This is a genomic window from Eubacterium sp. AF22-8LB (assembly GCF_003458715.1).
GTDB lineage: Bacteria > Bacillota_I > Bacilli_A > Erysipelotrichales > Erysipelotrichaceae > Holdemanella.
On sequence record NZ_QRVI01000004.1, the window covers coordinates 25,405 to 45,669 of the forward strand.

Annotated in this window: 18 protein-coding genes, 1 pseudogene and 1 other annotated feature; of the genes and pseudogenes, 18 read left to right on the forward strand and 1 reads right to left on the reverse strand. The window is 35.8% G+C overall.

Going from position 1 to position 20,265, the window contains the following annotated elements; genetic code table 11:
• Positions 1–8 precede the first annotated feature (8 nt).
• The 17 genes and pseudogenes from DWY01_RS02265 to DWY01_RS02345 all read left to right on the forward strand — a co-directional run bounded on the left by DWY01_RS02265 (position 9) and on the right by DWY01_RS02345 (position 16,940).
• On the forward strand, positions 9–1,703 hold the full coding sequence (locus DWY01_RS02265; protein WP_117992717.1) for an LCP family protein: 1,695 nt from the start codon (positions 9–11) through the stop codon (positions 1,701–1,703).
• A 551-nt stretch (positions 1,704–2,254) separates the two neighbouring features.
• Positions 2,255–2,467 carry an ATP-binding protein gene (locus DWY01_RS02270; protein ID WP_158553638.1) on the forward strand — a complete coding sequence of 71 codons (213 nt, stop codon included), beginning with the start codon at positions 2,255–2,257 and terminating at the stop codon, positions 2,465–2,467.
• A gap of 499 nt (positions 2,468–2,966) precedes the next feature.
• Positions 2,967–5,660, forward strand: a pseudogene (locus tag DWY01_RS02275) (VaFE repeat-containing surface-anchored protein).
• 219 nt (positions 5,661–5,879) lie between these two features.
• Positions 5,880–6,194, forward strand: a complete 315-nt coding sequence (locus DWY01_RS02280) for a YdcP family protein (protein ID WP_117992719.1) — start codon at positions 5,880–5,882, stop codon at positions 6,192–6,194.
• Between the two features lie 15 nt (positions 6,195–6,209).
• Positions 6,210–6,587: a YdcP family protein gene (locus DWY01_RS02285; RefSeq protein ID WP_117992720.1), complete on the forward strand. Its 378-nt coding sequence runs from the start codon at positions 6,210–6,212 to the stop codon at positions 6,585–6,587.
• A gap of 83 nt (positions 6,588–6,670) precedes the next feature.
• The gene (locus DWY01_RS02290) at positions 6,671–7,492 is read left to right on the forward strand and encodes a hypothetical protein (RefSeq protein ID WP_117992721.1); all 822 of its coding nucleotides are present in this window, start codon (positions 6,671–6,673) and stop codon (positions 7,490–7,492) included.
• 81 nt (positions 7,493–7,573) lie between these two features.
• Positions 7,574–7,834 (forward strand): type II toxin-antitoxin system Phd/YefM family antitoxin, encoded by a 261-nt coding sequence (locus DWY01_RS02295; protein ID WP_117992722.1) that lies wholly within the window; start codon positions 7,574–7,576, stop codon positions 7,832–7,834.
• Positions 7,824–8,138, forward strand: coding sequence for a type II toxin-antitoxin system RelE/ParE family toxin (locus DWY01_RS02300; protein WP_117992723.1), 315 nt, complete (start codon positions 7,824–7,826; stop codon positions 8,136–8,138). Before DWY01_RS02295 ends, DWY01_RS02300 begins: the two co-directional genes overlap by 11 nt.
• A 156-nt stretch (positions 8,139–8,294) precedes the next feature.
• Positions 8,295–10,139 (forward strand): nucleoside-diphosphate sugar epimerase/dehydratase, encoded by a 1,845-nt coding sequence (locus DWY01_RS02305; protein WP_117992724.1) that lies wholly within the window; start codon positions 8,295–8,297, stop codon positions 10,137–10,139.
• A gap of 56 nt (positions 10,140–10,195) precedes the next feature.
• A complete protein-coding gene (locus tag DWY01_RS02310; protein WP_117992725.1) occupies positions 10,196–11,335 on the forward strand; it encodes a zinc ribbon domain-containing protein in 1,140 nt (379 codons plus the stop codon).
• Between the two features lie 109 nt (positions 11,336–11,444).
• Positions 11,445–12,287, forward strand: a complete 843-nt coding sequence (locus DWY01_RS02315) for a hypothetical protein (protein WP_117992726.1) — start codon at positions 11,445–11,447, stop codon at positions 12,285–12,287.
• A gap of 48 nt (positions 12,288–12,335) precedes the next feature.
• A complete protein-coding gene (locus DWY01_RS02320) occupies positions 12,336–12,623 on the forward strand; it encodes a hypothetical protein (RefSeq protein ID WP_117992727.1) in 288 nt (95 codons plus the stop codon).
• A gap of 6 nt (positions 12,624–12,629) precedes the next feature.
• Positions 12,630–14,648, forward strand: coding sequence for a CAP domain-containing protein (locus DWY01_RS02325; RefSeq protein ID WP_117992728.1), 2,019 nt, complete (start codon positions 12,630–12,632; stop codon positions 14,646–14,648).
• A 101-nt stretch (positions 14,649–14,749) separates the two neighbouring features.
• The gene (locus DWY01_RS02330; protein WP_117992729.1) at positions 14,750–15,721 is read left to right on the forward strand and encodes a GYF domain-containing protein; all 972 of its coding nucleotides are present in this window, start codon (positions 14,750–14,752) and stop codon (positions 15,719–15,721) included.
• Positions 15,702–16,076: a DUF2752 domain-containing protein gene (locus DWY01_RS11940; protein ID WP_117992730.1), complete on the forward strand. Its 375-nt coding sequence runs from the start codon at positions 15,702–15,704 to the stop codon at positions 16,074–16,076. Before DWY01_RS02330 ends, DWY01_RS11940 begins: the two co-directional genes overlap by 20 nt.
• Positions 16,077–16,120: 44 nt before the next feature.
• A complete protein-coding gene (locus tag DWY01_RS02340; RefSeq protein ID WP_117992731.1) occupies positions 16,121–16,414 on the forward strand; it encodes an HIRAN domain-containing protein in 294 nt (97 codons plus the stop codon).
• 13 nt (positions 16,415–16,427) lie between these two features.
• On the forward strand, positions 16,428–16,940 hold the full coding sequence (locus tag DWY01_RS02345; protein ID WP_117992732.1) for a hypothetical protein: 513 nt from the start codon (positions 16,428–16,430) through the stop codon (positions 16,938–16,940).
• Positions 16,941–16,984: 44 nt separating this feature from the next.
• On the opposite strand, the gene DWY01_RS02350 is transcribed toward DWY01_RS02345, so the two are convergent.
• Positions 16,985–17,206 carry a hypothetical protein gene (locus DWY01_RS02350; protein WP_117992733.1) on the reverse strand — a complete coding sequence of 74 codons (222 nt, stop codon included), beginning with the start codon at positions 17,204–17,206 and terminating at the stop codon, positions 16,985–16,987.
• A 101-nt stretch (positions 17,207–17,307) separates the two neighbouring features.
• Positions 17,308–17,500 (forward strand) — a binding site (T-box leader).
• A gap of 39 nt (positions 17,501–17,539) precedes the next feature.
• Here DWY01_RS02350 and DWY01_RS02355 point away from each other — a divergent pair.
• On the forward strand, positions 17,540–20,152 hold the full coding sequence (locus tag DWY01_RS02355; protein ID WP_199519838.1) for a valine--tRNA ligase: 2,613 nt from the start codon (positions 17,540–17,542) through the stop codon (positions 20,150–20,152).
• Positions 20,153–20,265: the final 113 nt, after the last annotated feature.

Below are 20,265 nucleotides of genomic sequence, written 5' to 3' on the forward strand. Positions count from 1 at the left end.
GGAGTCTTATGAAAGAAAACAAAGTATATAAAGTGATAGCTATCTTGCTAAGTATTGTAATGATTGTCTTAATGGCGTTCTTTACGTATCAATTGATTAAGATGGATATCTTACCTCAAAATCTATTTATTCCTGTTATTTTGGTTTTTGTCTTAATTTCTTTAATTCTAATTTTATGGATCAATCTTATGGCACATGGTGTTGTCAGCAAAGTGTTTGCGATGATTTTTGTATTATTATATACGGTGTCTATGGGAATTGGAAACTTCTATGTATATAAAACGGATGGTTTTATGCAGAAGGTTACGGATCATAAAATTGGGGATGTAAAGAATACGGTTTCGATTATTGTCATGGATGACAGCAATATTAAGGATCTATCTTCTTTAAAAGGTAAAAAGGTGGGTCGATTGAATAATGTGGATAAGGTTGGAACCAATAAATTATTGAAATCGGTTAAGAAAAAGAAAGGTTCTAATTATTTTAAGACTAAGAAATTTGATGGTGCCTTAAGTGAAGTTGAAGCTTTATACAATGGTGAAATTGATGCGATGATTTTAAATGAATCGTATCGTGGTAATGTTACAAGTGTAGAAGAATATGAGCATTTCTCTACAGAAACTCGTGTTGTATATTCCACTTCTTACTATACGACAAAGAAGAATGATTCTTTAGTTGTTTCGGATATTACTAAGAATCCATTCACAATTCTAATTAGTGGAAATGATACGACAGGGGATGTTAGTGAATTGAGTCGTAGTGATGTGAATATGCTTGTGACAATCAATCCTAAGACTTCTACAATTTTGTTAACGAGCATGTCTCGTGATACATATGTAGAAACGGTTTGCGATGCGGATGGTGATACGGCTTGTCCAGAGGGACAAATGGATAAGATTACGCATACGGGCATTTATGGATTGAATACAACGCGTCAAACGGTTGAAAAATTCTATGATTTAAAGGTGAACTACTCATTCCGCGTAAACTTTACAAGTGTAATTGATGTAGTAGATGCTTTGGATGGTATTGATTTAAATGTAGAGGAAGGCGAACAATGTGATTTGTTCTGGGCGAATATGAAGCCAGGTCTTCCAGTCGGAATGCATCATGTGGATGGTGAAACAGCCCTTGCGTTTGCACGTGAAAGAAAAGCCTATGTGGATGGGGATTATCAACGTGTTCGAAACCAACAAAAAGTAATGCAGGCCATTATCAATCGTGCTATTAGTAGTAGTGCATTAGTGAACTATACTAGTTTCATTAATTCATTAGAGAGTGCTTTTGAAACAAATATGACATATGATGAAATCACAGATTTAATCAAATATGAGTTACAGGCAAAGCCAGATTGGAAATTTGAAACCTATCAAATCTCTGGTTTAGGAGATGAATTGATGTGTGCTTCTTTAGGACAAGCTGCAAGTGTTCAGGTTCCAGACTTGAATACAGTACGAATTGCTCGAGAAAAGATTGAAGCTGTGATGAATGGGAAATCAAGTTCGACAGTTGCCGAGGATGGTGAGCCTCAATATGACTATTATCCTAGTCAATCTACTTCTACCTCAACAGATTACTTAACACCAGAAGTAGAGGATAATAATGTGTACACAGATCAGATTCAACAAGATCAAACCACATATGATCCTGAAGGTGGATATTATCCATCGGATACAGAAGAAGAGTACACTCCAGAATACTAAACCGTAGGGCCTTAGGTGACTTCAATTATTAATCTTTGAAATAAACGTCATAGCTTACGACAATGTAGGTTATGACGTTCTGAATTTATTCGGTATGGTGTGCATTCATGAAACGAGATGCGGTGGAAATAAGTCTTTGTAGATACTGTATTATAGAAATAGCTTATTGGTTGTGGTGAATGCTTTGCCCCAGACTATGCTCTTTTCTTACAATAAAACAACATTGATAGATTTGAGTAACTTCAAGTATTTGTTGAGCCTAAAGGCACTTATCTTGTTAAAAACAATTAATGGAAGGAAGATTTCCTATAATAGTTGAAAGATAATGCTATTTCTGCAAAAAAAACTTTGTTGATGTTAATAATTATCACATTTGGGTGATTCTATTTATTTAACAGATATGTTCGTGGAACTGAAATCAAAATGAATAAATACACTTAAAGATAAAGGTGTTCTTGGTAAAAATATTAAGTAACCAGAACTATAGGCAACGCTAAGTAAGGTTGATTAAGATACTACAACTTACGAAGTAAAGAAGGATGGTGAAAAAAATGTTTTATGACGAAATCACACAATTGATAGCGACACATCGTGAAGATGATTGGTGGGATTTTAAACGAGAACATCATAACGATAAAGCTGAACTTGTTCATGATATTTTATGTATGGCAAATAATCGAGCTAGAAGAGATTCATATATAATCTTTGGTGTTGAAGATAATACTTTTTCTATCTTAGGTGTTGAAAATGATGAAAGAAGATGAAATCAGCAAAATATAGTAGATATTTTAAGGAATATTTCTTTTGCAGGAGGAGTTCGTCCTAGGATTGAAGTCCAAACAATAACCATAAATAGTCATGAAATAGATGTGCTTATAATAAAGTATAGCTTTGAAACACCTTTTTACTTGGAAAAGGAATATCGAGATAAATTGGTAAAAAATGAAAAAAGCGAATTATACGGAAAGATAGTTCGCCCTTATCATATATACACACGAGTTGTTGGTAAAAACACGGCAGTACACTAACCAACCTCTCAAATGCTTGATTTTACTTGCTTTACAGGGATGTTTCAAAGATTTGTACTACTAATTTACTACTTTTTAAAAACTGTGTTAATTGCCTCAACGCGATATGAAATTTACAACCAAATATAGATACTAAAAGCATTGTTTTTGTACGAGAAATGGTGCTTTATTTTTTGCCATAGGAGTGTCCTATGGTTTTTTTTGTACTCAAAAAACGAAAGGAGAAACAAATATTATGAAAAAGATTATGAAGCGATTGCTTACAGCTATTCTTACCTTTGCAACCGTGGTTACAACGCTACCTGCCACGCAGCAGGTTCATGCTGCGGATTCTGTTTATACCACAACAGAAGGGAAAGCAGGGACGATTGTTAAGGTTGACAATGGTGGTATAGAGATAAAAAGTTTTGAAGAAAGCATAACGATTGCTGACGGACAGACCGCATACTGTATTGATATAAACACAGATTTTAAGTCTGGATATAAGAACCGTATCAATGCGGAGGATAGAATGAGCGACGAACAGATTACAGACGTTGCCTTATCTTTAGAATATGTCAAAGAGTATGCAAAAAAGCACACAAGTCTTTCCAACACACAGGTATATCTACTGGAGCAGTGTGTTGTCTAGCGCAGATTAAGTGTTCATTTAGGCTGGGGCTATAACAATGTACGAGCTGCTTATGATGAAGTATCAGAAAAAATCCAGTCGGAAGTTTATGCTAACGCAAAAGAATTTGTAAATAAAAACAAAGACAGATATGAATGTGGTGGTTATATCTATACTGGTGAGGCGCAGGACTTAGGACAGTTCTGGGCAAACTGGATGTTGGCAACGCAACTATCCAGAAAACATCAGCAAACACTTCCATCACAAAAGATAACGACTGTTATTCTCTGGCAGGTGCGACCTACGGAATCTATTCTAATAAAGATTGCATCGACCTTGTTACTTCCCTTACCACTGATAAGAACGGGAACACTGACATCGTGGAAATCCAAGCAGGTACTTATTATGTAAAAGAAACCGAAGCTCCGAAAGGGTTCAATCTGTCTACCGCTCGGAACAATCACTGTGGAAGAACAGACAGCTCCAACGGGTTACTTATTAGAGGGGCCTTACATGCAGACGAAACACAGTTCTGAACAGATCACTGGTCTGTATGTAGCACAGATTACCGAGGATGGGGAACTTGCAGTGTTAAGCGGCAGCAATCAGTATTCCGTATCAGACAAGGTTATTCGTGGCGGTGTAAAAATCCAGAAACGTGACCTTGAAACAAAAGGTACCAAAGCACAGGGCGGTGCTACTTTAAAAGATAACGCATTTACTATTACTACCCTTAACGATAATCCAGTCTTGGTGAATGGAAAATTATACAACAAGAATGAAGTGGTAATGACAATCTATAAAGGTGTTGATGGTATCGCTACCACTGACGCAGATACCTTACCTTATGGTAAATATCGCATTAAAGAAAGCAAAGCTCCACAGGGTTACTTGACAACAAGTGCAACTTCCCGTGAATTTGAAATCACAGCGAATGGGAAAATCGTGGATTTGACTGACGAAGAAAACTCTGTCTACAACCAGATTAAGCGAGGTGACATTGAGGGTATCAAAATCGGTGCTGGCACTCACGAACGATTAGCAAATGTGCCATTTAAAATTACCAGCAAAACGACAGGTGAAAGCCACATTATTGCCATTGACAACAACGGTCTGTTCTAAACTTCTGCTGACTGGGTATCTCATAAGCAGAATACAAACGCTGGAACTTCCAGTGAGGACGGTATCTGGTTTGGAACATCAGAACCAGACGACAGCAAAGGGGCATTACTCTATGACACTTACGAGATTGAAGAATTACGCTGCGATTCTAACAAGGGATTGAAATTGATTCCAGCTTTTGAAGTCATTGTATCGAAAAATAATACGGTCATTGATTTAGGTACGTTGGTAGATGAATACGAGGAAGAAATCACTATCCATACTACTGTTACGGATAAATCCACTGGTAAAAAATCAATCGTGGCTGGAAAAGAGGTAACAATCGTTGGTACGGTCACTCTAGATGGTCTTGTAAAAGGTACGAAGTACACACTGAAAGGTTGGGAAATGGTGAAGTCTGAAAATGTGGAACTTTTCATTGATGGTGAACGTGTGGAAAATGAACTTACTTTCACTGCTACAGATTCCGAAATGGAGGTTCAGATTTCGTTCACATTCAACACCAATGAGCTTGTTGGAAAAGACCTTGTAACCTTTGAGGAATTGTACGACGTAACAAATCCAGACGAGCCTATCAAGGTTGCTGAACACAAAGACATTGAGGACGACGGACAGACCGTAACCATTACAGAACGTGTGATTACCATGCACACGACCGCTATGGATAAGGCAACAGGTAAAAAGACAATCGAAGCTACTGACAAAGTGACTATCGTTGATACAGTTGCTTTAGATGGTCTGGAAGTGGGTACAAAGTATCTGCTGAAAGGCTGGAAAATGGTGAAGTCTGAAAATGCAGTACTTCTTGTAAATGGTAAGCGCGTAGAAAATGAGATTACTTTCACTGCAACCGATTCTAAAATGGAAGTTGAGATGGCATTTACATTCAATGCCAGCGAGCTTGCAGGAAAATCACTTGTTACCTTTGAGGAATTATACGACGTGACAAATCCAGATGAACCTATCAAAGTGGCTGAACATAAGGACATCAAAGACGAGGGACAGACGGTGACCGTCAAAGAAGCACTAGAATCTCCTACGACACCAGATGAACCCAGTACACCAACAAAGACCAGTGATTCACCAAAGGCAGGTGACAACACACCATTTGTCGCATTGTTCGCTATGATGGGGATTTCTGCTGCTGGTCTTATCTTTGCAACTTATAAGAAATTCCGTAAATTCCAAACGGACTAATCTATGAAATATCAGCATAAAAAATCAGTTGTCCGTCCATCGCTCGATTAAAAAGTCAGACTGTGGCTGACAGCTAACTATCTTTTTGAATGGGGATTGTCAAGGGTGCGGAGCTTAACACAACGTCCTTGATAATTCACAGGCAGACAGATACTATCCAGCCAGTAGAATGGCACTTTATTAAATAATAAAATAAGAAAGAAAAGAGGTAAAACATTTATGGAATTAAAACACGTTATCCCAAACATGGAAAAAACGTTCGGAAATTTGGAATTTGCAGGTGAAAATAAAGTGAAGCAGCGTCGGATCAACGGACGCATGGCGGTAGTTTCCCGTAGCTTCAACCTTTATTCGGATGTGCAGCGAGCTGATGATATTGTTGTGGCACTTCCTGCTTCTGCTGGTGAAAAAAATTTTGAGGTTGAGGAAAGAATCAAACTTATCAATCCGAAGATTACCGCCGAGGGTTACAAAATCGGCAACCGTGGATTCACAAACTATATCCTGTCTGCTGACGACATGGTGAAAGCATAAGGAGTTACAAAGAATATGAGATTATCAAATGGTATTATCTTTGATAAAGAAAAGACTTTTGGCGTATTGAAGTTCTCAGCACTGCGTCGTGAGGTTCATGTGCAGAACGAGGACGGGACGGTTTCGGAAGAAATCAAGGAACGCACCTACGATTTGAAGTCCAGAGGACAGGGACGCATGATACAGGTAAGTATTCCTGCTTCTGTTCCGCTGAAAGAATTTGATTACAATGCAGAGGTGGAAATCATCAATCCCGTGGCTGACACGGTGGCGACTGCTACATTCAACGGTGCGGATGTGGACTGGTATATCAAAGCAGATGATATTGTTCTGAAGAATAAAAATAACCAGAATGTAAACACTTCACAAAATACGACACAGCAGAAAAAATAATTAACTGGTTTGAAAGTATATTGTAGGTGCTTGTAAATCGAGATATAATGTTATTGATACTTAAAGCATAAGGGGTGTAGATAATGTCACAAACCATGCAAACAGTTTTATTAAGTTTAGCAACGAGCCTATTTGTCAGTATGGTGACTTTTATTCTTGGCCTAAAATCTGGGAAAAATCAAGCAGACCGTGCAAAACTACAAGAACTCTATAAAAATATTCATAGACATTTTTCTGAATTAAAGGAAGCATTGGCAGATGATTGTCCCAAATTATGGGAGCATTATAAAAAGAATGATGAATATCTGCCACTGATAAAAGAACTTGAAAGCACAGGAGATATTTTATTTATCAAGAAAAAAATAGCGAAAAGTTCATTAGATTTGGAAAAAAGAATTTTGATATATTCATGGAATTTAAAACGTCATATTCCCGATTTGCATAATGAATTAGTATCTAATCTTGATGTATACCGAGACGGATATTCCTTTAAAACTTACAATAGGTCTGAAGATGAAAAAGCACATTTTGAATCTGTAAATCCAACAAATTGTAGAACTTTTTCCCCTAGAGGTTACTTTATCCTCTATAACAAAGAAGCCACCAAAGCACTTTTGCAAAAGATTGATACCTCGTCATGTGCTGTGGAATTTTCGCTAGGAAATCCTATGAAATATACATTCAAAATTTATCCTGACAGTTTGAATGTAAGTGTGGAAGAATATATTGAATATATTTATGAAAGATTTAACAATAATATTGAGGAGTTTAATAGCTTGTGTGGAGAAAAGGACAGATTAATTGAAGAAATTGACAAACTTCTTAAAAAAGTCGAAAAAAGGGTTCGAGAACCTATTGGATTTTGGGAAACAATTATTGGAGCATTTGGCGATATGTTTCGGTAGAAGCACAAGTTAATATTGCTTCTGTGATAATATTCTGATAAAATTAGGATAGAATAAACGATATGAAAGGAGCGATTAAACATGATACAAATTCGACCTGTTTCAGACCTTAGAAATAAATTTCCAGAAATTGAAGCTATCGTAAACGGAGGGAAACCTGTATATCTTACAAAGAATGGTTACGGTGCTATGGTTGTTTTAAGTCTGGAAGAATATGCAAGTTTGACAGACAGTATAGAAATGAAACTTGATGAAGCTGACCGACAGGCAGCTATGACAGAGGAACGTCTTTCTCACGAAACAGTATTCAGTAATGTAAGGAGAGCTATACATGGAAAATAAATCCTATAAGCTGCGGTACTTACCGCTTTTTGAACAGGATTTGGTTAGCACAGCGAGTTACATTACGAATGTTTTAAAGAACGAGGACGCAGCAATCCGTCTGGTTGATGATGTGGAAGCTGCTATACTGGAAAGGCTGAACAATCCTGTTGCCTTTGAACCATACCCATCCGCAAAAAAACGTGACTACCCTTACTATCGGATTTATGTACGCAATTACGTTGTTTATTATGTAGTGATTGATGATGTGATGGAAGTACGACGCTTGATGTATGGTGCAAGAGATACGGACAGACATTTATAATTAAATAACAGACATAAAGCAGTTAGTTGATGCTTCCACTTGAAGACATCATTAAAATCTATTTTCTTTCCATCTCTAAGTGAAGAGCCTTTGGGCTCTTTTTTACATTTTGTGTAAAATCAGTTATAATTAAGAACTGTAAAAGAGGTTTTATTTATGAATAGTTTGTATAAATCAAATATATACCAAAAATACAGAGGACTATTAATATCATTGATTGATGTGTGTATTGTCTTTTTCGCATATATCGTAGCCTTTTTAATTCAGAATAATTTTCTTATTTCAGGACGAGTCATTACTTTGACAAAAATCTTGGGATTAGGTTTATTCTTTTTATTGGCACTTCACTTTATGGTTTTGCGATTGTTTAAGACACAAATGTCACTATGGACATATACAGGTCCGAATGAAATTATTCGAACATTCTTTAGCTGTTTAGTTTGCTTCTTGATTATGTCTTACTTTGTTTTAAAGGTAGGCTTATTCAATATTGAGCTGATCGCATTAGCTGAATTATTGTGCTTTGTGTTCTTGTTAGGTGCTAGAATGCTCTATCGTTTGGCTAGACGCTATATTATGGATCTAGAAAGAGTCGAGAACTGCTTGATTATAGGAGCTGGAAATGGTGGATATTTATTGATGAATGAAATCTATCATAATATGGCTTATCCTTATAATGTTGTTGGTTTTTTGGATGATTTTAAAAAGAAAGGGACAATGCTAAGTGGTAAACCCGTTCTTGGAACAATTTCTGAAGTAAAAAAAGTCTGTGAAGAATATAATATTCGATGTATCTTTATTACGATTTCTTCTGTTAGTAGTGAAAGAAAACAAGAAATATTAGATTTGTGTACATCCACTTCTGTACCAACAAAAATTATGCGCATATTAGTGGGTAATGATGCTAGTAATCATATTTCATTTGAGGATATCGACATCAAAGACTTATTAAACCGTCCTAGTATTGATTTAAAGATAGATGAAATTGGTTCTTATCTAACAAATAAAGTGGTGTGTGTTACAGGAGCCGGAGGTTCGATTGGCTCTGAATTGTGTCGTCAAATTGTGCATTTCAATCCATCTAAATTGATTATGGTGGATATCAATGAAAATGCACTTTATATGTTAAAACAAGAATTCTTAGTGATGAAAAGAAAACATCAAATGAATGATTCAATTCAATTGGAATCTTTGATTATTTCCATTCGTGAAAGAGAAGAAATCTATAAATTGATGAAAAGCTATAAGCCAGACGTAGTTTATCATGCAGCTGCACATAAGCATGTACCACTCATGGAAGACCGTCCTACTGAGGCTATTCGTAATAATATCTTTGGAACAAAGAATGTGATTGATGCTTGCTGCGATTGTGGTATATCTCGTTTTATTATGATATCTACAGATAAGGCAGTGAATCCAACCAATGTCATGGGGGCTACGAAGCGTATGACAGAAATGTATATGCAATCAAGAAATACCAATGGTAAGATTCACATGGCTGCAGTACGCTTTGGAAATGTTTTAGGATCCAATGGATCTGTTATTCCTATCTTCAAAGAACAAATTAAAAATGGTGGTCCTGTTACAGTAACACATAGAGATATTAAGCGTTACTTTATGACAATTCCAGAAGCGGCTCAATTGGTCCTTCAGGCTGGGTTCTATGCGAACGAAAGAGAAATCTTCGTATTGGATATGGGTAAACCTGTAAAAATTTGGAATTTGGCTGATAAAATGATTCGTCTAGCTGGACTTGTTCCGGGGCGTGATATTGAAATTCAAGAAATCGGTTTGCGACCAGGCGAAAAGATGTTTGAAGAATTGACATTGGAAATGGAGAAATGTCATAAGACGGACAATAACTTGATTTTTGTCCATGAAAAGATGAATATTGATTCAAATGAAGTGGATGCTAAATTAGATGAATTAAAGAGATTAATGGCTCAAACAGATGATAAGACTTATATTAAAGAAGTATTAATGAATATGATCCAAGAATAGAGAATCGGTGGATTCTCTTTTTTAGTGTTATAATTAAGAAAAGTCGAGGTATCATCATGAAAAAAAGGGTATGTCCACGTTGTGGAAATGAAATTCAAAAAGGAGAAAGCTTTTGTAGGAATTGTGGTAATGTTATGCCAAAAGAAAAAGATAACACGTACATCTATGTGGGTGTAGCTATGTTCGTTGTGATATTTATTGTGATTATAGGATTAGGATTACTAGGAAGTGAATCTGATGAAACAAAGAATATCATAGTGGATGACTTATCTGAAATCGTACAGGATGAAGATCGAGCAGAAGATTATTTGGATACAACCATTCATACAAGTGGCTATTTATTCCGTAAAGAAGATGGGTTAGACATAGATAAGGATTATGCGATTAGTTCAAGTGCTAAAAGCTTTAAAAAGAAAAACTATGTATTGATTGATTCAGATGAATTAAAGAATGTGGGTAGTTTAAGCAAGATATCTATGGATGGAAGTCTAGAAAAGAAATCAGGAAATATTGTATTTAATGTAGATCGTGTTACTGTGAATAAAAAGCTTTCAAAAGAAGAGGGTAAGAAGGAATTAGAAAAGAAGCTTGGTCTTAATGAAGAAAAGAAGGTCGTAGTTAAAGAAGAGCCAAGTGATACTGTGAAGGAGGGTTCTACTGTAAGTGTAGATGATATATTAAGTGATCCAGAGAAATATGCTGGAAAGCGTTTAAAGATACATGGCATGCTTCCACAGTCTGTATTAGAAACATCGGATGGTAGATTGATTGCTACAGTTGATAATATGACTTTAGATAAACATATTGAAATACGTGGGGCTAGTCCTGACTTTGGTGGTTGTGAAACTATGGTTATTGGAACTGTATTTTTAGAAAATGGTACACCAGTTATTAATGCCTATTCATTTGAAGCACTTGGAAACACACTGAGTGCAGATACAAGTGATGCTTATTATCCAATCACAGATGGATATACGGGATATACAGATACATATGAAGCCAATTATGATATGGTGATTCGAAATGATTATTCTACGAGTGCTGCAAAGGTAGATATATTAAAAAAGGGGCAACTTGTTAAGATTCGAGACATAAAGAGTACGGGTCAAGATATTTGGGGTTTGATTGAACATGGTAAATGGGTTTGTATTGAGGATTGGAGTAAAGGAATGACCTATTTAACGAAAGTAAACTAGAGTTTTTGATTTGAAATCAAAGACTCTTTTTTTGTGAAAATTTAATAATTGTTAACACTTTTTAATTGCGTTGGGAGTATTATACAAAATATAAAGAGGGGTAAGTTAAATGAAGAATGTAAAAGACAAAATCATTATTACTGCAGCTGTAGGTTTTACAGCCGCTTCTACAGTTACATCTGTAGGTTTAACACCCATATTTGCCAAAGATACTACAAATACGAGTGTTGTTAAAGAGGATGTAGATGCTAAGAAAACAAAGAAAGAGAAATTAGAGGATTCGGTTAAGACGGCTAAAAGTAACTTGGACGATGTAAAGAAAGTTACGGAAGAGAAGAAGGCCGATTCGGATGTGGCTAAGAAAGAATTGGATGCAGCCATTGCAGCACAGGATAAACAGTCTGGTGTTGTACAAGAACAATATGAGAGTGTTTATGGTGCAAAGGATCAGGAGTATCAAAACTTATTGAAGTTAATGGGTGATCTAGAAAAGTCGATTTCAAATAAACAAGCTGAATTGGATACTTATACAAAGAATGAGCAGGATGCTGCTAAGAATTTAGAACAGGCTAAAAAAGACTTAGCGGATAAGCAGGCTAAGCTTGATGAAGTAAATGATAAGCTTTCTAAGTTGGATAAGAATACGGTGGATACGGATTTAGAAACGGCTAAAAAAGAACAAGAAAGTGCTAAGAGTACTTATGATTTGGCTAAAGCAGCTAGTGATGCAGCTACTTCAAAATTAAAGGATGCTAGTAGCAATTTAGAAAATAAGAAGGCTTTATATGATGCTGCAAATAGTGCATATAATGCTGCAAACTTAGAAGTAACAAAAAAACAAAATGCTGTGAATGAAGCACAAAAGAATGTAGATTCATTTACGGGTAGTGATGCCCTAACAAATGCTCAGAATGAATTGAATCAGGCAAATGCTGAATTAACAGATGCATAAAATGCAGCTGCAAATGCACAAACAGCACTTGATCATGCGACTAAGGAATTGAGTGCGGCACAATCGGCTCAAACAACAGCTCAATCAAATTATAATCAGAGTGTTAACGATTTTGAATCGGCTAGTGTTGCATTAGAAACAGCTACAAAGAAACAATCGGATGCTCAAAAGGCTTATGATGAAGCAGATACAAATGCTAAGAAGAATCAGAGTGTGATTGATGACTTAAATACACAAAAGGTACAGTGTGAAGCTGATGTGAGTGCAGCTCAAACGGCATTAAATGATGCGCAAAAGGCCTATGATTCAAATAAGAGTGAAAAGGAAATAGCTTAAGAAAATTTGAATACATTTATTCATGACAATCAGACTACAATTGATCAAATCAATAAAGGAACACAAGGATTCTTTGAATATGTAAGTAAAGATTTAGGTCAATTAACAGCTAAAGTCTTTGATAAGAATAACACTACTTATGGAAAGATTGCTCAATATGTTCAATTAGGACAAGAAGGCGATGCGACAAGCTTAGACAACATGGAAGCTGTTATTCCATATCTTTATAAAATGAATACGATTCGTGAAAAACATGGATTGAATACTTTAAAGATAAGTATGTTCCAGATGGCGCTTGCACAGGCTAACTCAGACTGGGCACAGACACATATAGGACATTCTGGAATTGTGAAAAATGGAAACTATGGATATTTCAGTGAAAACTTAGCGTGGGGTAAAGTAGATCCATATACTGGTTGGTATGATGCTGAAAAGGCATATTCTGATTTTATTGATAATTATAAAGTAAATCATCCACAAGCTAGTGATGAAGAAATTGCTAAGGCTGCACAACAGGCTGGTGTATATACATATAGTTCTGGTGGTAGTATTGGTCATTATAAGAATTTAATTGATTCAAATATGAATTGTTTTGGTATGGGACATTCAAGTCAGGGAGCATATCAAGGAAACTATTCTCAAGATTTTTCAACAAATCCAGCTCCATCAAAGGATGTAACGATGACAGTGGATGAGTTTGAAGCTAAGGTAAATGAATATAAGACTCAGATTGATGCAGTGAATAAGGAATATAAAGCGAAACAAGATGCTGTAAAGAATGCATCAGACAATAAGGATCATTCGGCTGTAGAAAAGGCACAGAAGGCTTTGGATGATGCTAAATTAAAATTGCAGGGTATTAAAGATCAATTGGCTGTACCAACTTCAAAACAACAAGGTCTCGATTCTAAAGTGACATCAGCTAAGGCTAGTCTTGACTTGGCAAATACAGATGTTGCATCTAAACAAGCAGCTAAGAATGATGCACAGGCTTTGAAAAATAAAAATTTAGCTGCTCTAGATATAGCTAAATCAAATGTTGAAACAAAAGAAAAAGGTTTAAAAACAGCTACATCAAATAAAAATACAGCGGATCAGTCTGTTGAATCTAAAAAAGCTAAAGTTAAGGAATTAACGAAGAAGATTAATAATTGGAATTCGAACAAGGAAGATGCAAAAAAACAATTAAGTGATGCCAAGACTGCACTCGCTTTATCTCAAATGAAATTAACGAATGTTTCAAATACATTAAAACCTGTTAAGGATGCATATGATGCTTCTGTTGTGGCAAAGGATAAAGCCAAGGCTGCTTCTGATTCTGCAAATACTGCATTGGAATCTGCAGCTTCATTACTTGCACAACAGGATTTGGCTTTAAAGAATGCGAATGATGCATTATCTGCTTATAATGATGCCTTAAAAGCCGTTGAAGATGCGAATGCTGATGTAAAAGCCCAAGCTAAATTGGTTGAAAGATATACTTTGGATCAAGAAAAGGCAAAGGCTGATATGCAAAAGACTTCGGATGAAATTACAGAATTATTAGAAAACAAGAAGACATTGAATGCGAATATTGATTATCAAAAGAAAGTCTTAGCTGTTATCAATGAAGTAAAGGAAAAGGGTACTCAGGCAGATGTATCATCTATTACAGATGAAGAATTGTTGACATACCTTAATGCATTAGCTCAATCTGTTGATTCATTCGACAAGCTTCATGCGCAATATGCCAACGCAAACATCAAGTATGTAAGATTACTTGCGGTATATGAAGAGGCTAAAAAGGATGAGGCACAGGCACAAAGGGTTTATGATGATACAATGAAGGCTTTGGATGCGTATATTCAAGAAACTTCTAAGCATGCTGCAAAAACAGAAACTGTTTCATCACCTACAAAGAATAATGCGACGACATCATCTTCAACGAATACAGGAGTCAAAACGCAAGCTGGCTTAAATATGGCTATGATGGGTGTTGCAGCTCTAGGCATAGTGGAAGCTAAGCGTAGAAGTAAAAAACAATAGTTTATAATAGCTCGGGAATCTCTCGAGCTTTATTTTTTTGTTGAGTTATATTTCCATTCATTTTATAATAAGTATATTACTACGGAGAGGAAGTATTATTTATGTTTTGTAAAAATTGTGGGCACAAATTAAGCGATGATGCAAAGTTTTGTTCGAATTGTGGAACAAAGGTTGAAGTTGAAACGGAAGCTGAGGTTGAAGAAGAAATTGTTGAACCATTAGAAATTGTGGATGAGACACAAACTGAAGAGATGTCTGAAACTACAGAGACATCTAAGGATGAAGAAAAATCTGAATCATCCCAACCACCTGTATCCGAATGGTATTATGTAGAAAATAATGATTCTAAGGGATCTTTTACATTAGATGAAATGAAGGCGAAGCTTGAATCGAATGAAATTAAAGCGAGTACTTTAGTTTGGAAAGCAAGTATGACAGACTGGAAAAAGCTTGAGGATACAGAATTAGCTGAATTCTTACATGTAGATACAGAAAAAGACTGGTACTATGTAGAAAATAATGATTCAAAGGGACCATTCTCATTAGAAGAAATGAAGAGCATGATTTCACGTGGTGTATTAAATAACGATAGCTTTGTATGGAAGACTGGCATGCAAGACTGGGTTCGCCTAAAGAATACGGAGCTTGCTACTAAGAGTCCTGTAGCACCTGTATTTACAAATACAAATACAGCTACATCGACATATGCATATACAAGTGTTAAAGAAAAGAATATTGGCCTATGCATCTTATTATCTTTTGTGACATGCGGATTCTATTGTCTATATTGGTTATACTGCCTGGCAAAAGATTTAAATGAACTATGTGAAAGCCAGGGACAGGAAAAAGGATCGGATGGCGGTCTTGTTCTTATCTTAAGTATTGTGACATGTGGCATTTACCAACTTTACTACATGTATAAAGCGGGTAAATTAATTTCAAGCCTAACACGCAGCAATGGAACACATCCAAGTGATGATAGTGTCATCTTATTGATTCTATCTATCTTTGGACTTCCATTGATCTCTTATTGCATCATTCAAAGTAATATCAATGACTTCGCAAAAAATTAAGAAATTAGGAATAGTGGTACTACTATTCCTTCTTTTATTCTTCTATAAATGTCCCTTTCAAACCATAACGGGTATACCATGCCCAGGATGCAATATGACAACAAGCCTCTACTATCTTCTTCATACGGATATGGAACGATCCTTGTACTACCATGCACTTTTAATACCTACCATGCTTATTTTTTTGGCTTGTGTTTATTTTCGAAAGAATGAGAAGATTATTAAAATCCTATTGATAATCTGGTGCATTCTTATGATTGCGTATTATATTTATCGAATGATTATGTATTTTCCAAATAGTCCCATGGTATATGATCGAAATAGTTTGATTTATTTTATATTTAGACATATATAATGTCAATTAAAGATATATGGTGGAGTCAAAAGGAGGACAAGCATATGTCAAACATGTATTTCACAATTACCGGATTCAATCATTATTATGGAGATTCATTTTTAGAAAGAGAAATGGTCGTATATTTAAAGAAAGAAAAGGATAATGAATATGATAAAGAAGCAATCAGTGTAAACTATCCTGGCTTAGGAAAGATTGGTTATGTTGCCAATAGTCCATATACTGTCATTGGAGAAAGCTATAGTGCAGGAAGATTATATGACAAGATTGAGGATGAGGCACAGGGAAAGGTATGGCTAAAGCTAGATAAGGGAATTGTTTGTGAACTCATAGAATAGGAAAAAAGGAAACATGAAAAAAGGGTTCATCTTATTATTATGCTTATCGTTATTGGGTTGTAGTAAATCAATAGTTTCTGCAGATGGTTCTGCAGATAAAACGCTTTGCGAAAAAGTGAATGAGCAATACAATTCATTGCCAGATCCACTAAAGAAGGAATGTAAATCCATTGTCTTATGTGATTTAGATTCATTTGAAATCAATGATGAAGAGATCGTGGATGGCAATTATAAAGACAATACGGTGATATTGTTAGTAGATGAAAGAACGAAGTCCATCAAGGATTATAAGGCTGTATTAGTACATGAAATTGGGCATATCTTAGATGATACGTATCATTATTCTTCATCAAAGAAGTTTAAAAAGCTCTATGAAGATAATGGTGTTGAATATTATGATTTGGGCATTCATAATGCGAATGAATTCTTTTGTGAGGCATTAAGCTTATATATCACAAGTCCTAAGGAATTAAAGGAATGGAATGAGGATGTGTATAAATATCTGAAAACTGATATTTGTTTTTGATCTCATCCTTGTAGATGGGGTTTAAAGAAAAAAGATTGTGGATATTATTGTTCCACAATCTTATCTAAGCTATGAATAAATTCTACAACCATCTTACGCTTGATATCATCGATTTTTACTAGCTTGTTTAAGGCTTCGATTTCGTCTTCATTTTCTAGACAAACAATTTCTCGTCTTAATCGATCGATTTCATCTTCTAAACGATTTTGTTCTTTAATATACTGTTCATGAACTTGCTTGATTTGATTGTATAATTGATTCTCCATGTTTACACCGCTTTCTTTAATCATCATATAGTAAACGGGAGTAGAAAACAACTTATTTTTCAAAATGATTTGAGTTTTCACTATTTCTTTGATAAACTAAACTCAAAGCGATGACAAGAAGGAGTAATTTATACTGATTCTTTAGAGAGCAGGCGTCTGGTGAAAGCTTGTGTATTGGGTAAATGAAGGTAGTCTTTGAGTTGAATTTATGAACTGAAGTAGTAAATTTCGTGACACAGCGTTAATGTGAATGAGAATAAAATTAGGTGGTACCACGTCAAGCACGTCCTATGGGGATGTGCTTTTTTATATTTACGGAAAGGATGATTGTGGATGACGTTGGAAGCAAAATATAATCATTTAGCAGTAGAAAATGATAAATACCAAAATTGGATTGAAAAAGGGTATTTCACAGCGGGCGATATGACAAAACGCCCATATTGTATTGTGATCCCTCCACCAAACGTAACTGGAAAGCTACACTTGGGACATGCATGGGATACAACTTTACAAGATATTTTATGTCGTTATAAAAGATTAAAAGGATACGATGTATGCTGGGTTGCAGGTATGGACCATGCGGGTATCGCAACACAGGCAAAGGTGGATGCTCGTTTAAAATCAGAAGGCATTTCACGCTATGACATTGGTCGTGAAAAATTCTTGGAAAGAGCATGGGAATGGAAAGAAGAATATGCTTCTACTATTCGTAGCCAATGGGCTAAATTAGGATTATCTTTAGACTATAGTCGTGAACGCTTTACATTAGATGAAGGATTAAGCCATGCGGTTCGTAAAGTCTTTGTTGACCTATATAATGATGGATTGATCTATCAAGGTGAAAGAATCATTAACTGGGACCCTGAAGCTAAAACTGCATTGAGTAATATCGAAGTAGAACATAAAGAAATCATGGGTCACATGTACTACTTTAAATATAAAGTCGTAGAAACAGGACAAGAATTAGTCATTGCGACAACACGTCCAGAAACAATGTTTGCCGACCAAGCAATCTTTGTTCACCCAGACGATGAAAGATATAAAGATATCGTTGGAATGCATGCGATCAACCCTGCAAATGGAGACAAACTTCCAATTATGGCAGATGACTATATTGATATGAGCTTCGGTACAGCCGTTATGAAATGTACGCCGGCACATGATCCTAACGACTTCGCATTAGCTAAAAAATACAACTTGCCAATGCCAATCTGTATGAATCCAGATGGAACTATGAATGACATGTGCGGTAAATACGCAGGTATGGATCGTTTTGAATGTCGTGAAGCATTAGTAAATGACTTTAAAGAAGCAGGTGTAGTTGATCATATTGAAGAACACTTACACCAAGTAGGACACTCTGAAAGAACAGGTGTTATTGTAGAACCTTACTTAAGCAAGCAATGGTTTGTTAAGATGAAGCCATTGGCTGAAGAGGTATTAAAAAATCAAGAAATTGAAGATCAAAGAATCAACTTCGTACCACCACGTTTCAATAAAACATTTGAACAATGGCTAGAAAACATTGAAGACTGGTGTATTTCACGTCAGTTATGGTGGGGACATAGAATTCCAGCATGGACAAACAAAGAAACAGGTGAAATCTATGTTGGAATGGAAGATCCAAAAGACATTGAAAACTGGACACAAGACGAAGACGTATTGGATACATGGTTCTCAAGTGCATTATGGCCATTCTCAACACTTGGCTGGCCAGAAACTACAGCCGATCTAGAACGTTATTTCCCTAATGACGTATTAGTAACAGGATATGACATTATTTTCTTCTGGGTAGCACGTATGGCATTCCAAACACGCTACTGCATGAAGAACCGTCCATTCAAAGATGTATTGATCCATGGACTTGTTCGTGATACACAAGGACGTAAAATGTCTAAATCATTAGGAAACGGAATTGACCCAATGGATGTGATTCAAGAAAAGGGTGCTGACGCCTTACGTTTCTTCTTAACTACAAACTCAACTCCAGGACAAGACTTACGTTTTGACGAAACAAAGATGGATGCAAGCTGGAACTTTATCAACAAGATCTGGAATGCAGCTCGTTATGTTCAAATGCAAATTGGGGATACAAAACCAGAACTAGACATGACTAAGGCTAACAGCGTAGACAAATGGATTTTAGCACGCTTTAACGAAGTCTTAGACCACGTTTCAACAAATATGGACAAATACGAATTGGCAATTGTAGGAAACGAACTATATAGCTTTGTATGGGACGATTTCTGCAGCTGGTACATTGAACTATCAAAAGCCACTCTATATTCAGAAGACGAAAGCTTAGTAGCCAACACAAAAGCCGTTCTTTATACAGTTATGATGGGAATTCTAAAAGTATTATCACCATTCATGCCATTTGTGACAGAAGAAATCTATTTGAACTTGCCACACGATAAAGAAAGCTTAAACGTAGAAACATGGCCAGAAAAAGTTGAGTTTGAATATACAGATGCTGAAAAAGACGAAATGGCATTAGTCATCAGTGCTATTCAAACCGTTCGTGAAATCAAGGTTGAATATTCAATGAAACCAAGTGAAGACTTAACAATCTCACTACACAACGACAATGGCTATGTAGCACTAAATTCAGAATCAACAGCCATCCTTGTACGTATGGCACACGCTACAGTAAAAGAAGACTTAAATACAGAAGATGTACTATCTCGTACAATCGAAAAGGCTGTATTAACAGTCGCAATGGACGCTTTAATTGACTTAGAAGAAGAAAAGGGAAAACTAGAAAAAGAAATCGTACGCCTAGAAAACGAAATCAAACGTTGTTCAGGTATGTTGAAAAATCCTGGATTTGTCAATAAAGCTCCAGAAGCTAAGGTCAATGCAGAAAAAGAAAAACTAGCTTCTTACACAGAAAAGCTAGAAATGACAAAAACACAATTAGATAACATCCTTAAGAAGTTAGGATAGTATAAATCAAACGCCCAGAGACAAACTCTAGGCGTTTTATATATACAATAAATTCAATAATAAGGGAATTATTTTATCTACTTTTTGGTTGAAAATAGTTCGAAATTGGCGTA